Origin of the sequence: Jatrophihabitans telluris (assembly GCF_023516435.1) — a bacterium.
GTDB lineage: Bacteria > Actinomycetota > Actinomycetes > Mycobacteriales > Jatrophihabitantaceae > Jatrophihabitans_A > Jatrophihabitans_A telluris.
Genome location: NZ_CP097332.1, coordinates 3,509,298 through 3,522,314 on the forward strand (window position 1 = coordinate 3,509,298; position 13,017 = coordinate 3,522,314).

The window sequence follows — 13,017 nt, forward strand, 5'->3', positions numbered from 1 at the left end:
TGTGCGCTCGATCGTGGCCTACGGACGCATCGGACACCTTCGGCGAACAACGCCCAGCGCTGGGCGGCGGACCTGTCAACAAGCGCTAATGACCAGATCTTCATCCAGGGCGCGCGATGATGCCCCGGACCGTTGACGATCGCTGACCCGATCAGACCGGGACGATGTCGGCCGCACCGAGCCGGGCCGCGTCGGCGGTGGCATCGTCGGGTTGTTCCTGGGACTCCCGTTCGGCGGCGACCCGGGCGATGTAGTGGTCGACCTCGGTATCGGCGTGAGCTGCGTCCCACCCCAGCAGCGGTTTCATCAGCGCGGCGACCACCGGTGCGGCGGACACGCCACGGTCCCAGGCCTCGATGGAGGCACGCGTACGACGCGCCAGGACATCGTCCAGATGCCGTGCCCCTTCGTGGGTCACCGCGTAGACGACCTCCGCGAGCAGGTAGTCGTCCACCCCGGGCAGCGGCTCGGCCAGTGCTGGATCCGCCGCGACCAGCTCCAACAGGTCGTGGGTGAGCGAACCGTACCGGCCGAGCAGGTGCTCGATGCGCGCCACGTGCAGACCGGACGATGCGGCCAAAGCGTGCTTCTGGTTCCGGATCCCTTCGAAACCGCCCGCGCCGACGAGCGGAATCCGCTCGGTGCACGAGTCCGGCACCCGGGCGTCCATCCCCCGCACGGCTTCGTCCACGGCGTCCTTGCCCATGACCCGGTACGTCGTGTACTTGCCGCCGGCGATCACCACCAGACCGGGCACCGGGTGACCGACCACATGTTCACGCGACAGCTTCGAGGTCGATTCGGATTCGCCGGACAGCAGCGGCCGGAGGCCGGCGTAGACCCCTTCGACGTCGGCGCGCGACAGCGGTGAGGACAGCACCGAGTTGACCTGGTCGAGCAGGTAATCGATGTCGCGGGCACTGGCCGCGGGATGGGCCAGGTCCAGGTTCCAGTCGGTGTCGGTGGTCCCGATGATCCAGTGCCGGCCCCACGGGATCACGAACAGCACCGAGGTCTCGGTCCGCAGGATGATGCCGGTGGTGGACTGCAGCCGGTCGCGCGGCACCACGAGGTGCACGCCCTTGGACGCGCGCACGTGGAACTGCCCGCGGGTGTCGGCCATTCGCTGGGTCTCGTCGGTCCAGACGCCGGTGGCGTTGATGACCTGCTTGGCCCGCACGTCGAACTCGTGGGCGGTCTCCAGATCGACGACGCGGGCCCCCACGACGCGCTCGCCCTCCCGCAGGAAGCCCAGCACGCGTGTGCGATTGGCCGCCCGAGCCCCGAAGTCGACGGCGGTACGCACCACGGTCATGGTGTGCCGGGCGTCGTCGACCTGAGCGTCCCAGTACTGGACCGCTCCGGTGAGCGCGTCGCTCTTGAGGCACGGCGCCTCGCGCAGCGCCCGGCGCTTGGAGAAGTGCCGGTGGTGCGGCAGGCCACGACTCGACCCGCCCGCCGTCCCCATCGTGTCGTAGAGCAGGACACCGGCGCCGACGTAGGGGCGCTCCCAGCCGCGATGGGTCAGCGGGTAGAGGAAGGACACCGGCCGGATCAGGTGCGGGGCGATGTGCTGCACGAGCAAGCCGCGCTCGTGCAAGGCCTCTCGCACCAGTCCGAAGTCGAGCATCTCCAGATAGCGCAGTCCGCCGTGGATGAGCTTGCTCGAGCGCGAGGACGTGCCACTGGCCCAGTCCCGGGCCTCGACGATGGCCGTCGACAGCCCGCGGGTGACCGCGTCCAGCGCCGCGCCGGCACCGACCACGCCACCACCGACGATGAGGATGTCGAATTCCTTCTCGGTCTCCATCGCGGCCAGTGCCTCGGCCCGGTTCTGCGGCGACATTGCGGTTGTACTCACGAGATGGTGCCCTTCGAGGAGAGAGTTCTCAGTGATCGACGACGAAATCGGACGGCCGGCCTCGGCCGCGGCCGGGTGTCAGCTGACATCCACCCAGTCCAGGGTGCGGTCGACGGCCTTCTTCCAGCCGGCGTATCCATCGGTGCGCTGCGCCTGGGACCAGGACGGTTCCCAGCGCTTGGACTCGTTCCAGTTCGCCCGCAGCTCATCGGTGTCCTTCCAGAACCCGACCGCCAAGCCCGCCGCGTACGCCGCACCGAGGGCAGTCGTCTCCGCCACCACCGGCCGGCTGACCGGAACTCCCAGAATATCGGCCTGAAGTTGCATGCACAGGTCGTTGGCGGTCACGCCGCCGTCGACCTTGAGAACCTCCAGCCTCACCTGGGAATCCTGCTCCATCGCCTCGGAAACGTCCCTGCTCTGGTAGCAGATCGACTCCAGAGTCGCGCGAGCCAGGTGCGCGTTCGTGTTGAAGCGGGACAGCCCGACGATCGCGCCCCGGGCGTCCGAACGCCAGTACGGGGCGAACAGCCCCGAGAAGGCCGGCACGAAGTACACCCCACCGTTGTCGGAGACCTGACGGGCCAACGTCTCCACCTCCGACGCTCCGGAGATGATGCCGAGTTGGTCGCGCAGCCACTGCACGGCCGAGCCGGTCACGGCGATCGAGCCTTCCAAGGCGTAGACGGGTTTGTCAGCACCGAACTGGTAGCAGACGGTGCTCAGCAGTCCGTGCTCGCTGCGGACGAGTTCCTCGCCGGTGTTGAGCAGCATGAAGTTGCCGGTTCCGTAGGTGTTCTTGGCCTCGCCGGGGGCGAAACAGACCTGCCCGACGGTCGCGGCCTGCTGATCGCCGAGGTCGCCCGTCAACCTGATCCCGGCCGCCGCTGCGGGGAGGCGGATCTCGCCGTACCCGGCCGGGTCGGAGGACGGGCGGATCACGGGCAGCATCTGCGGCGGTATGCCGAAGAAGGACAGCAGCTCGGAGTCCCAGTCCAGCGTTTCCAGGTTCATCAGCATCGTCCGGCTGGCGTTGGTTACGTCCGTCACGTGGACGCCGCCGTTCGGGCCGCCGGTCAGGTTCCAGATCAGCCAGGTGTCGGTGTTTCCGAACACGGCATCGCCGGCCTCGGCCGCGGCCCGCACTCCGTCGACGTTGTCCAGGATCCACTGCACCTTGCCGGCCGAGAAGTAGGTCGCCGGGGGCAGGCCCGCCTTGGCCCGGATCACCTCGCCGCGACCGTCGCGCTCCAAGGCCGAGGCGATCCGGTCGGTGCGGGTGTCCTGCCAGACGATCGCGTTGTAGTACGGACGTCCGGTCCGGCGGTCCCACACGACAGTGGTCTCGCGCTGGTTGGTGATGCCGAGCGCGGCGAAGTCCGACGGCGCCAGACCGGCCTGGTTGATCGCCGTCTGCAGAACCGCGCTGGACCGCTCCCAGATCTCGACGGGGTTGTGCTCGACCCAGCCCGCCCGGGGCAGGATCTGTTCGTGCTCGAGCTGATGCTTGCCGTGCTCGTCACCCGCATGGTCGAAGATCATGAATCGGGAGCTGGTGGTGCCCTGGTCGATCGCGCCGACGAAGTCAGCCATGGGTGGACTCCTTGGTCTGTAAGGGGAAACCGATCAGCGGGCGGCGGCGCGCCAGCCCCGGACACCGATCGCGCCGATCGCGGTGCCCAGCCCCAGCGACACCACCACGAGCACCAGGTGCACGAGGAAGAAGCCGGTCGCGCCATGGTTCCACGAGCGGGTGTCGCCCCAGATGTTCTTCAGGAATGTCGGCCAGATCCACCAGGACCAGACACCGAACGCGATCAGGAACCCTGAGACCCGCTTGGACAACATCACCACTGGATTATCCCTGCGCGGCGCTTTCGCCTCTGCCACCCGTCTCCCGTAGCCTGGCCCGGTGCGCCGTTTCACCCCGTTTCTCAACGCGGCGGCCCTGTCCGGGCTAGCGGCGATGGCCGGAACGAGCGCCCTGGCGGCCCCCGGACCGGCGGCCACGTCCGCGCCCCTGTCGGCGCCATCGGCCACCGTCACCCCCACCGTCACCGCAACCGCAACCGTGACCCTCACCGCCCCGCGGCCTACCGGCCCCGGTACCTCCCCGCAGGCACCGGACCCCCACCCGCCCGCGGGCGGCCTGGCCCCCGACGGCAGCGTCCCCGGCGGGCAGCAACTGGCCCGGCGCGGCTTCATCCTCCCCGCCGGGGCGAAGAAACTGCCCAAGAGCATCACCGCGAAAGCGTGGGTGCTGTCGGACCTGGACACCGGCGAGATCCTGGCGGCACGGGATCCGCACGGCCGCTACCAGCCGGCGAGCATCCTCAAGACGCTCACCGCGGTGACCGTGCTGCCCCACCTGCCCGGCTCGCGGGTGATCACGGTGTCCAAGTCCGCCGCCTCGGCGGAGGGATCGGCCGTCGGCCTGCTCGCCGGCGCCCACTACAGCGTCGACCAACTGTTCAAGGCCCTGTTCCTGGTCTCGGGCAATGACGCGGCGCAGGCCCTGGCCGAGGCCAACGGCGGGGTGGCGCAGACGGTGGCGCAGATGAACGCCGAGGCCGCGCGGCTCGGCGCCTACGACACCTACGTCCAGACGCCGTCCGGTTTGGACGGCTGGCAACAGCTGACCTCCGCCTACGACATGAGCCTGGTGCTGCGGGCGGCGCTGGCCAATCCACGCTTCCTCGCCTACGACCAGGCCCGCAAGGCGAGCTATCCCCCGAAGCGGAGCAGGTTCGGGTCGGTCGGCGGTTATGAGTTCGACAACCAGTCAGCCGACTTCCTCGACGGCGTCCCCGGGGCATTGGTCGCCAAGACCGGCTATACCGACGCCGCGCTGCACACCTACATCTGCGCGCTTCAGCGCGGCGGACGCCGGCTGGGCATCGTGTTCCTGCGCAATCAGCGCTGGCCCGTCGACCAGTACCAGCAGGCTCAGGCGCTGTTCGAGTGGGCGCTGGCCCTGCCCCGCAGCGTCCAACCCGTGGGGAAGCTCGCGGGGGCCATAACCAACGGTCCTGCATCCAAAGCCGCGGCGCCCAATCCCAGCACGCCCATCGGATCGAGCCCGACGCCGGCCGAGGGCCACCCGAAGGCCGCGAGACCCGACGGGGCGACGCAGGCCACCGTGGTGCGGCCAACGTCGGCGGCCTGGCTGCAGCGCGGAGCGCTGGCGGCGATCAGCGTGACGGTGGTGATTGCCGCTGCCGTCGGCGCTGCAGGGCGGCGACGCCTGCGCCGCCGATCGCCGCGCCGGCGCTGATCAACCCGGCCGCGAGTCCGATCGGCGAAACCGGCGGCGGGCCGGGCCGCTCAGCCCGTGCGCGCGCCAACGACGACGGCACCTCATCGACCAGCAGTTCCGGTTGGGACACCGGTCGCGCGGTGGCCGCCCACGCCACGCAGAACAGCAGATACCTCGAGACGAGGTCGATCCAGATGAGAATCCCCAGCACCGGCGCGATCACGGCGACCGCCGGGGACTTGGTGGCCCGCTCGATGTAGATCGTCCCGACCAGCTTCAGTACCTCGAAGCCGATCGCCGCGATCAGCGTGGTGCGCCAGGCCACGGTTCGTGCCACCTCGACGTCCGGCAACCGGATCAGCAGCCAGCCGAAGACGAGCATGCTGCCCAGGATGCCGAGCGCGATGCCCAGCAGTGCGGTGACGGTGCCCGCCCCGGTCACGTCGTTCAGGCCCAGCTTGCGCAGCAGGAGCCCGCCCGCGGCGGTACCCCCGGCCGTGACCCCGAGCGAGACCACGATGCCCAGGCCGAGCCCGATCAACACCATCGCGTCGGACAGCTTGGCCGCAAGGAAGGATCGTTTGGCCGGCGGCAGCCCCCACACGGTGTCGATGGCGGTGCGCAGGTTGGCGATCCAGCCGAGCCCGGTCAGCAGCAGGCCGACCAGGCCGACCAGGCCGACTCCGGCGCGGTTGTTGATCGCGGTCTTGACGGTGGTCGTGATCGTGCCCCCGAAACTGCCGGGCACGTTGTCGTTGATGGACTTGTACAGATCATTGGCCAGGCCAGGGTGAGAGGCCAGCACGAAGCCGAGGATGGCCGCCCCGAGCAGGATCAGCGGGAACAGCGCCAGAAAGCTGAAATACGTGATCGCCGCGGCCAGATGGTCACCGTGGTTGAGCTTGTAATGCTGATAGCCCCGCACTACGTGGGCGATGCCGGGACGCCGTTCCTTCAGTGAAAGCCACGCGTCAGCGGCACGTCGGCGCATCCCACCGATCCGATCCCCGATGCCCATCAGGACCCCGTGAGTGCGAACTCCCGGCGGGCGTGCCAGGTCCGATCCGGGTCCTGGCAGTACATGACGAACGAGGCGACCCGGAACTGGGCGACGAACTCACGCAGCGCCTCGAACGCCTCATCGAGCGCCGCGTCGCCGATGTCGTGCGCGACCGTCACGTGCGGGTGGTAAGGAAACTCCACCTCGCGCACGATCGGGTCCTTGCGCACGGCCCGTTCCAACAGCTCACATTCGGCGATACCTGCTGAGACCTGGACGAAGACCACCTGCGAGACCGGCCGAAACGTTCCGGTACTCGACAGCCGCATCACGAACGGACCGACCTGCTCGGCCGCCCAGGCCAGATGGTCCTCGATCTTGGCCAGCTCGTCCTGGGCGAACTCGGTCGGAGGCAACAGCGTGACGTGGGTCGGGATCCGCGAAGCCTCCGGATCGCCGACTCGGCGGCGCCATTCGGACAGGACCGTCGCATGCGGCTCGGGGATCGCGATGGCGACGCCGATCGTGATCATGTCGGTCATCCTGGTCACCCTACTGGCCCGATCGGCGGCTCATCGAGCGCTCGCCGCCACCGAGGTCTGGTGCACCGGCGGCAGGAAGCCGACCGCTTCGTAGGCTCGCGACAACGTGACCGACGCAACCGCCGCGGCCTTGGCGGCGCCGTGGGCGAGCAGCCGGTCCAGCTCGGCCGGGTCGTCCAGCAACTCGGCCGTGCGGGCCGCGAACGGCTGAGCAAACGCGATCACCGACTCGGCCACGGCGCCCTTGAGCCGGCCGTAGCCCTGGCCGGCGAATTCCGCCTCCACGGCCTCGATGCTCAGTCCGGTGAAGGCGGCGTGAATGGCGATCAGGTTCGACACCCCGGGCTTGTGCGCCTCGTCGAAACGGATCTCGCCGTCCAGATCCGTCACCGCTCGCTTGAGCTTCTTGCTGATCGTCGCCGCGTCATCGGCGAGGTAGATGGTGCCCGCGTCCGGTCGTGACTTCGACATCTTCGCGCTCGGGTCCTGCAGATCGAGGATCTTGGCCGCGGCTTTGGGGATGTAGGCGTCCGGAACGGTAAAGGTCTGGCCGTAGCGGCTGTTGAAGCGCTGGGCCAGGGTGCGGGTCAGCTCCAGGTGCTGGCGCTGGTCCTCCCCGACGGGTACGTAATCGGCCTGGTACAGCAGGATGTCGGCCGCCTGCAGGATCGGGTAGGTGAACAGGCCGACGCCCTGGCGATCCGCGCCGCCGCGGGCCGACTTGTCCTTGAACTGCGTCATTCGGTTCGCCTCACCGAATCCGGTCAGGCATTCCAACACCCACGACAGCTGAGGGTGTTCGGGCAGATGCGATTGCACGAACAGTGCACACCGGTCCGGGTCCAGGCCCGCGGCTATCAGCTGCGCCGCCACGATCCGGGTCCGTTCCCGCAGCGCGGCCGGCTCGGGAGGATCCAGGGTGATCGCATGCAGATCGACGACGCAGTAGTAGGCGTCGTAGCCGTCCTGCATCGTTACCCAGTTCTTGACCGCCCCCAGGTAGTTGCCGAGTTGCATGGAATCGCCGGTGGGCTGGATTCCGGACAGGACACGCGGACGGGCACTCGCTGAGCTCACAGCGCCCATCTTCGCATTCAGCCGCAGGCCGACCCTGTCGACCCCGACGCACCCGGGACCGAAGCGGCGCCCGTGGTCGTGGCGCCGGCCGCGGCCGGGCCCGCTGCCGAGCCGTCCGCTCCAACCGCCGAGGTGGCGCCGGAGCCGGACGATCCTGCCGACCCCGAGGACGATGCGCCGGCCGACAGCCTCGCCGACAGCCTCGCCGAGATCCGCGCCGCGATGCTCGACCGGAGGTCGGTCGATGCTGTCGTCGAAGCAGTCGGCGACCCGCTCGTCGGGGTGGCGGTCGGTGTCGCGCTGGCCGTCGGGCACGGCAACGGTGGCCGCGAATTCGAAGCCGAGCTCGAAGCCGAGCTCGATGCCGAGCCGGACGGCCCGGTGGACGGAACTCGGGGGCCCGGGCGGTGGGTCGGGCTCGGGTCGGCGATCGGCTCGGTGCCGTACGGGCTCTCGGTCGGCTTCGGCTTCACCTTGGTCACATCGGTGACGACCGGCAGCAAGGACCCGTCGGTGGCGACCGCCCCGGTGCGGTAGGCGCGTCCCCAGGTCAGCACGGTGTTGAGGTAGCTGGCGTTGTTGTTGTAGCTGAGCACGGCTGCGGCCAGACCGGCCGACGTCGCCAGATCACGCCCGCCGGCGCACAGGTAGTGACCAGCGGCCAGCGTCGCGTCGAAGACGTTGTTCGGGTCCTTCTTGCCGTCACCGTTGCCGTCCGCGCCCCAGCCGGCCCAGGTACTCGGGATGAACTGCATCGGCCCAACCGCGCGGTCGTAGCTCGTGTCGCCGTCCAGGACGCCGTGATCGGTGTCGGTGATCACCGCATCGCCGGCGATGGAGCCGTTCAGTACCGGGCCGAGGATGCGTCCGCGGGTGGTGCCGTCCACGTAGAGGCGACCCGACTCGGCGTGGCCGGATTCGGTGTGACCGATACCGGCCAGCAGCCACCACGGCAGATGGCACGAGCGATCCTCGGCCTTCACCACGTCGGCCGCGTGGTGATAGGCCTTGAGCACCAGTTCCGGGATACCGAGCGAACCGACGTCCGTGGCCGCCACCAGCTGGAACCGCGGCGCGCTGGACGTGGCACCGGGCTGGGGTGCCGCCGACGTCGTCGGCTCCGCCGGGACGTTGGTCGACGCGGTCGGGACCACGTCGGCCGGCACCCAGGACGTTCGGCCGGCGGATGGGGCGACCGCGGCGTCGGCGGCGATCGGCCGGCCGGGACTTCCCGCCGGGCCGAACGGGCCACACAGCAGCAGCAACGTGACCGCTGTGGCCGTCAGACCGACGGCTGAGGGTCGGCGCAGTGCCCGCCGGACGATCCCGGGAACGGGGATCGTCGGTCGGATCAATCCGGCTGCGAAACGAGGGTGGGCCACGTTATTAACCAAACGGCGGAACGGATGCTTACTTGAGCGGTGTCATCAGATCATCACGCTGATACGTGAGGAGTACCACCGATTCCAGCAAATTAGCGGTGAATTACAGATCCGTCATCGCTGCCCGGCTGCCCCTGAGCCGGTCGCTCGGGACCGGCCGACGCGGGATCGGCGCCGGAGTCGGCACTCGGCAACGGCTGCACCCGGATCCGTGCCGTCCGGCGGCCGTCGACCTCGATGACCTGCAGCAGTCGCTGGTTCACGGTGACCTCGTCGCCGACCTTCGGCAAGCGTCCGAGGCGAGCCATCACGAAGCCCGCCACCGTCTCGTAGGGGCCTTCGGGCAGTTCCAGGCCGGTGTAGGAGGCGAACTCGTCGAGGTTCAGGCGGGCGTCCAGCTCGACCACACCCCCGGTGAGCCGGCGGGACTCGTCGTCCTCGTTGTCGTACTCGTCGCGGATGTCGCCGATGATCTCCTCGATCAGGTCCTCGAGGGTCACGATGCCGTCGGTGCCTCCGTATTCGTCGACGACGATGGCCATGTGGTGCCCCTCGCGGCGCATTTCGCTCAGCGCCGCCAGGACGTTCTTCGATCCGGGCAGGACTTTGATGTCACGCACCAGGTCGGCGACGACCCGAGCGCGGTCGTGTGAGGGATCCACCCCCGGCGCTCCCAGGATCAGGTCGCGGATGTGCACGAAGCCCAGGACGTCGTCGTTGCTCTGCCCGGTCACCGGGTACCGCGAGTGCGGGGAATCGCCGGCCAGCCTGGCAGCCCGGCTGATCGTCGTGCCTCCTTCGAGGAAGGTGACCTCGGTGCGCGAGATCATCACGTGACTCACAGTGCGCTCCCCGGCGGCGAAGACGTCGTCGATCAGCCGTCGTTCGTCCGAGGACAACGACTCGTGAGCGGCGACCAAACCACGCAGTTCTTCCTCACTGATCATGTCGCGGCCGGCCTTGGGGTCGCCGCCGAGGATCCGGACGACACCGTTCGTGCTCGCCGACAGCATCCAGATGACCGGCCGGAGCAGTCGAGCCATCCGGTCCAGGGTGGGTCCGAAGAACAGCGCGGTGTTCTCCGGCCGCTGCAGGCCCAGCCGCTTGGGGGCGAGTTCGCCCAGGACCAGGGTCACCAGCGAGATGACCAGCGTGACACCGACGATCCCGATCACCCCGGCGAGGGTCTTGCCCACTCCGCGCTCGATCAGCGCCTGCTTGGCGGCCTCGGACAGAGTGACCGCGCCGAAGGCCGACGACAGCAGGGCGGTGGACGTGACGCCGATCTGGACAGCGGCCAGGAAGCGGTTCGGGTCCGACAGCAACCGGGCGACCGACTGACCCCGGCGCCCGGTCTCGGCCAGGGCCTTCGCCTGACCCTCGCGCAGTGACACCAGCGCGATTTCGGCCGCCACAAAAAGGCCTTCCACCACGATCAGGCCGAGGACGATCGCGACGTTGAGGAGAGTGCCGTTCATGACGGGCGGGCGTCTCCTTCTTCACTGCGGGTTTCGCTGCGGGGCCTCGGGGCGGGCGGCGGCGTTTCGGTGGCAACCGTCCGGTGTAAGCCCGAGTGTAAGGTCAGCGGCTCGGTTCGTACTTCGGAGGCATGAAGGCTATGCGAGTGTTGGTGACCGGCGGCGCCGGTTATGTGGGCAGTGTGATCTCGGCCCAACTGCTGGCCGGCGGCCATCAGGTGACCGTGCTCGACAACCTCTCCACCGGGCACGCCGACGCGGTCCCGGCCGGGGCGGAGTTCGTCGAAGCCTCGATCACCGAAGCCGGAAACGCCTTCGCGGCCGGGGGATTCGAGACCGTCGTGCACTGCGCGGCCAAGTCGCTGGTGGCCGAATCGGTCGCTCAGCCCCAGCTCTACTGGGACAACAACGTAGGTGGTTCGCTGGCCCTGCTGGAGACGATGCGCGAGCACGACGTCCGCCGGATCGTCTTCTCCTCCACCGCGGCGACCTACGGTGAGCCCCAGAGCGTGCCGATCGTGGAGGACGCCCCCACGGCACCGACGAATCCCTACGGCGCCAGCAAGCTCGCGGTCGACCACATGCTCACCAGCTACGCGAACGCGCACGGGTTCGCCGCGGTCAGCCTGCGCTACTTCAACGTGGCCGGCGCCCTGCACACCGACGCCGTTTCTTTCGGTGAACGGCACGCGGTCGAGACCCACCTCATTCCGATCGCCCTGCAGGTCGCGGCCGGCCGGCGACCGGCGCTGAACATCTTCGGTACCAGCTACCCCACGCCGGACGGCACCTGTGTGCGCGACTACATCCACGTCCTCGATCTGGCCGACGCTCACCTGCGCGCGCTGCAGTGGACCGAGTCCCATGCCGCCGAGCATCTGATCTGCAATCTCGGCTCCGGGTCCGGCGACTCCGTGCGAGAGGTCGTCGAGGCCGTGCGCACCGTGACCGGCATGCCGACCCCGGTGGCCGAGGCCGACAAACGCCCTGGTGACCCTGCAGTCCTGATCGCCTCCAACGAGCGGGCGCGCCACGTGCTGGGCTGGTCGCCGGCCCTGGACCTGACCCGAATGGTCAGCGACGCCTGGACGTTCGCCCAGTCGGTCCGGCAGGGTTAGCCCGTGAGCTCATCTGCCTCGTCTGCCTCAGCTACGACCGGATCGGGTCCGGTTTCGTGGCGGTCGCCCGGACGCGTGAACCTCATCGGTGAACACACCGACTACAACGATGGTTTCTGCATGCCGCTGGCCATTCCGCAGGGGTGTGACGCGACGGTCTCCGCGGTGGACGACCCGGTGCTGGAGATCGTGTCGGCGCAACGCGACCGTCCCGTCGAGGTCGAGCTCGCCCGTCTGAAGCCGGGGGCACTGAGCGGCGAGGACGCGTGGGCCGCCTACGTCGCCGGCTCGATCTGGGCACTGATCGAGCGCGGCCACGAACTGCCCGGGCTGTCGGTGACCATTGACAGTGATGTCCCTGTCGGGGCCGGGCTGTCCTCCTCGGCGGCCCTGCAGTGCGCGGTGGCCGCCGCCGCAGCGGACCTCGCCGGCGTGCACCTCAGCCGTGAGGAACTGGTGGCGGTCGCGCGGCAGTCGGAGAACGACTTCGTCGGCGCTCCGACCGGCGGCCTGGACCAGCTCGCGTCGGTGTTCGGCGACGCGGGTCATGTGCTCCTGTGCGACATGCGCTCGCTGTCGGTGGAGTCCCTCCCGTTCGACCTCGACGCCCTGGGACTGACCCTGCTCGTGGTGGACTCCAAGGCCCCGCACCAGCTGGTGGACGGCGCCTACGCCGAGCGCCGCGCCAGCTGCGAGGAGGCCGCCCGCCAGCTGGGCGTGCGGGCGCTGCGCGATGTGGGCCTGGACGATCTCGAGGCGGCGATGGTCACGCTCGACTCGGAGGTGCTACGCAAGCGCGCCCGGCACGTCATCACGGAGAACGACCGCACCCTGGCCGCCGCCGAGCTGCTGCGGGCCGGCCAGGTTCCCGCGGTGGGGCCGCTGCTGACGGCCTCCCACGTGAGCCTGCGCGACGACTTCGAGGTCTCGGTCCCCGAGGTGGACCTCGCCGTCGAAGTGCTGCTGGCCTTCGGGGCCTACGGTGCCCGGATCACCGGCGGCGGTTTCGGTGGCTGCGCGATCGGCCTGCTCGAGCCCGCTCAGGCTCGGGCCGCCGCGATCGGGGTGGAGGGGGCCTTCGCCGGGCGGGGTTACGCAACGCCCGCGAGCTTCACCGTGACCCCCGCGCGGGGTACGCACCGGCTCGGCTGAACCCTCCCGCCCAAGCCTGAAGGCCTGCCGCCGAACCGACGAGCGTCGCATCGTCCTGTTTCGCATACGTGTTCGGCCGAGGTCCGGGCGGTGACCGCACACGTCCGCACATCGGACCCATGACGATCCGTGCGACGGCAATTCAACATAA

At 69.3% G+C, this 13,017-nt stretch carries 11 protein-coding genes; 3 read left to right on the forward strand and 8 right to left on the reverse strand.

The genetic code is table 11. From position 1 onward, the window contains the following. Window positions 1–151: 151 nt before the first annotated feature. From M6D93_RS16125 to M6D93_RS16135, 3 genes are all read right to left on the reverse strand, one after another. The gene (locus M6D93_RS16125; protein WP_347343680.1) at window positions 152–1,846 is read right to left on the reverse strand and encodes a glycerol-3-phosphate dehydrogenase/oxidase; all 1,695 of its coding nucleotides are present in this window, start codon (window positions 1,844–1,846) and stop codon (window positions 152–154) included. Window positions 1,847–1,939: 93 nt separating this feature from the next. Beyond that, entirely contained in the window at window positions 1,940–3,454 is a 1,515-nt protein-coding gene (glpK, locus tag M6D93_RS16130; RefSeq protein WP_249770715.1) for a glycerol kinase GlpK, read from the reverse strand. Window positions 3,455–3,487: 33 nt separating this feature from the next. Then, window positions 3,488–3,709, reverse strand: a complete 222-nt coding sequence (locus M6D93_RS16135; RefSeq protein WP_347343681.1) for an SCO4848 family membrane protein — start codon at window positions 3,707–3,709, stop codon at window positions 3,488–3,490. Window positions 3,710–3,773: 64 nt separating this feature from the next. Here M6D93_RS16135 and M6D93_RS16140 point away from each other — a divergent pair, with 64 nt between their 5' ends. After that, window positions 3,774–5,135: a D-alanyl-D-alanine carboxypeptidase family protein gene (locus tag M6D93_RS16140; protein WP_249770719.1), complete on the forward strand. Its 1,362-nt coding sequence runs from the start codon at window positions 3,774–3,776 to the stop codon at window positions 5,133–5,135. Here M6D93_RS16140 and M6D93_RS16145 read toward each other — a convergent pair. From M6D93_RS16145 to M6D93_RS16165, 5 genes are all read right to left on the reverse strand, one after another. Then, the gene (locus M6D93_RS16145) at window positions 5,053–6,135 is read right to left on the reverse strand and encodes a YhjD/YihY/BrkB family envelope integrity protein (protein WP_249770721.1); all 1,083 of its coding nucleotides are present in this window, start codon (window positions 6,133–6,135) and stop codon (window positions 5,053–5,055) included. The two genes, M6D93_RS16140 and M6D93_RS16145, sit on opposite strands and share 83 nt — an antisense overlap. Beyond that, window positions 6,135–6,659 carry a 2'-5' RNA ligase family protein gene (locus M6D93_RS16150; protein ID WP_249770723.1) on the reverse strand — a complete coding sequence of 175 codons (525 nt, stop codon included), beginning with the start codon at window positions 6,657–6,659 and terminating at the stop codon, window positions 6,135–6,137. Before M6D93_RS16150 ends, M6D93_RS16145 begins: the two co-directional genes overlap by 1 nt. Window positions 6,660–6,689: 30 nt before the next feature. After that, a complete protein-coding gene (gene trpS, locus M6D93_RS16155) occupies window positions 6,690–7,736 on the reverse strand; it encodes a tryptophan--tRNA ligase (protein ID WP_249770725.1) in 1,047 nt (348 codons plus the stop codon). A gap of 17 nt (window positions 7,737–7,753) precedes the next feature. Next, window positions 7,754–9,118, reverse strand: coding sequence for a lytic transglycosylase domain-containing protein (locus tag M6D93_RS16160; protein WP_249770727.1), 1,365 nt, complete (start codon window positions 9,116–9,118; stop codon window positions 7,754–7,756). Between the two features lie 92 nt (window positions 9,119–9,210). Then, the gene (locus M6D93_RS16165; protein ID WP_249770729.1) at window positions 9,211–10,596 is read right to left on the reverse strand and encodes a hemolysin family protein; all 1,386 of its coding nucleotides are present in this window, start codon (window positions 10,594–10,596) and stop codon (window positions 9,211–9,213) included. 140 nt (window positions 10,597–10,736) lie between these two features. On the opposite strand from M6D93_RS16165, the gene galE reads away from it, so the two are divergent. Then, window positions 10,737–11,714 carry a UDP-glucose 4-epimerase GalE gene (gene galE, locus M6D93_RS16170; RefSeq protein WP_347343682.1) on the forward strand — a complete coding sequence of 326 codons (978 nt, stop codon included), beginning with the start codon at window positions 10,737–10,739 and terminating at the stop codon, window positions 11,712–11,714. 75 nt (window positions 11,715–11,789) lie between these two features. After that, on the forward strand, window positions 11,790–12,866 hold the full coding sequence (gene galK / locus M6D93_RS16175) for a galactokinase (protein ID WP_249770733.1): 1,077 nt from the start codon (window positions 11,790–11,792) through the stop codon (window positions 12,864–12,866). Window positions 12,867–13,017 lie beyond the last annotated feature (151 nt).

What these genes read in the sequence shown, in the direction of transcription:
- galE (WP_347343682.1), top strand. Translation starts at nt 10,737, where the DNA reads ATGCGAGTGTTGGTGACCGGCGGCGCCGGTTATGTGGGCAGTGTGATC.
- M6D93_RS16165 (WP_249770729.1), bottom strand. Translation starts at nt 10,596, where the DNA reads ATGAACGGCACTCTCCTCAACGTCGCGATCGTCCTCGGCCTGATCGTG.
- M6D93_RS16125 (WP_347343680.1), bottom strand. Translation starts at nt 1,846, where the DNA reads ATGTCGCCGCAGAACCGGGCCGAGGCACTGGCCGCGATGGAGACCGAG.
- M6D93_RS16135 (WP_347343681.1), bottom strand. Translation starts at nt 3,709, where the DNA reads ATGTTGTCCAAGCGGGTCTCAGGGTTCCTGATCGCGTTCGGTGTCTGG.
- M6D93_RS16150 (WP_249770723.1), bottom strand. Translation starts at nt 6,659, where the DNA reads ATGACCGACATGATCACGATCGGCGTCGCCATCGCGATCCCCGAGCCG.
- glpK (WP_249770715.1), bottom strand. Translation starts at nt 3,454, where the DNA reads ATGGCTGACTTCGTCGGCGCGATCGACCAGGGCACCACCAGCTCCCGA.
- M6D93_RS16145 (WP_249770721.1), bottom strand. Translation starts at nt 6,135, where the DNA reads ATGGGCATCGGGGATCGGATCGGTGGGATGCGCCGACGTGCCGCTGAC.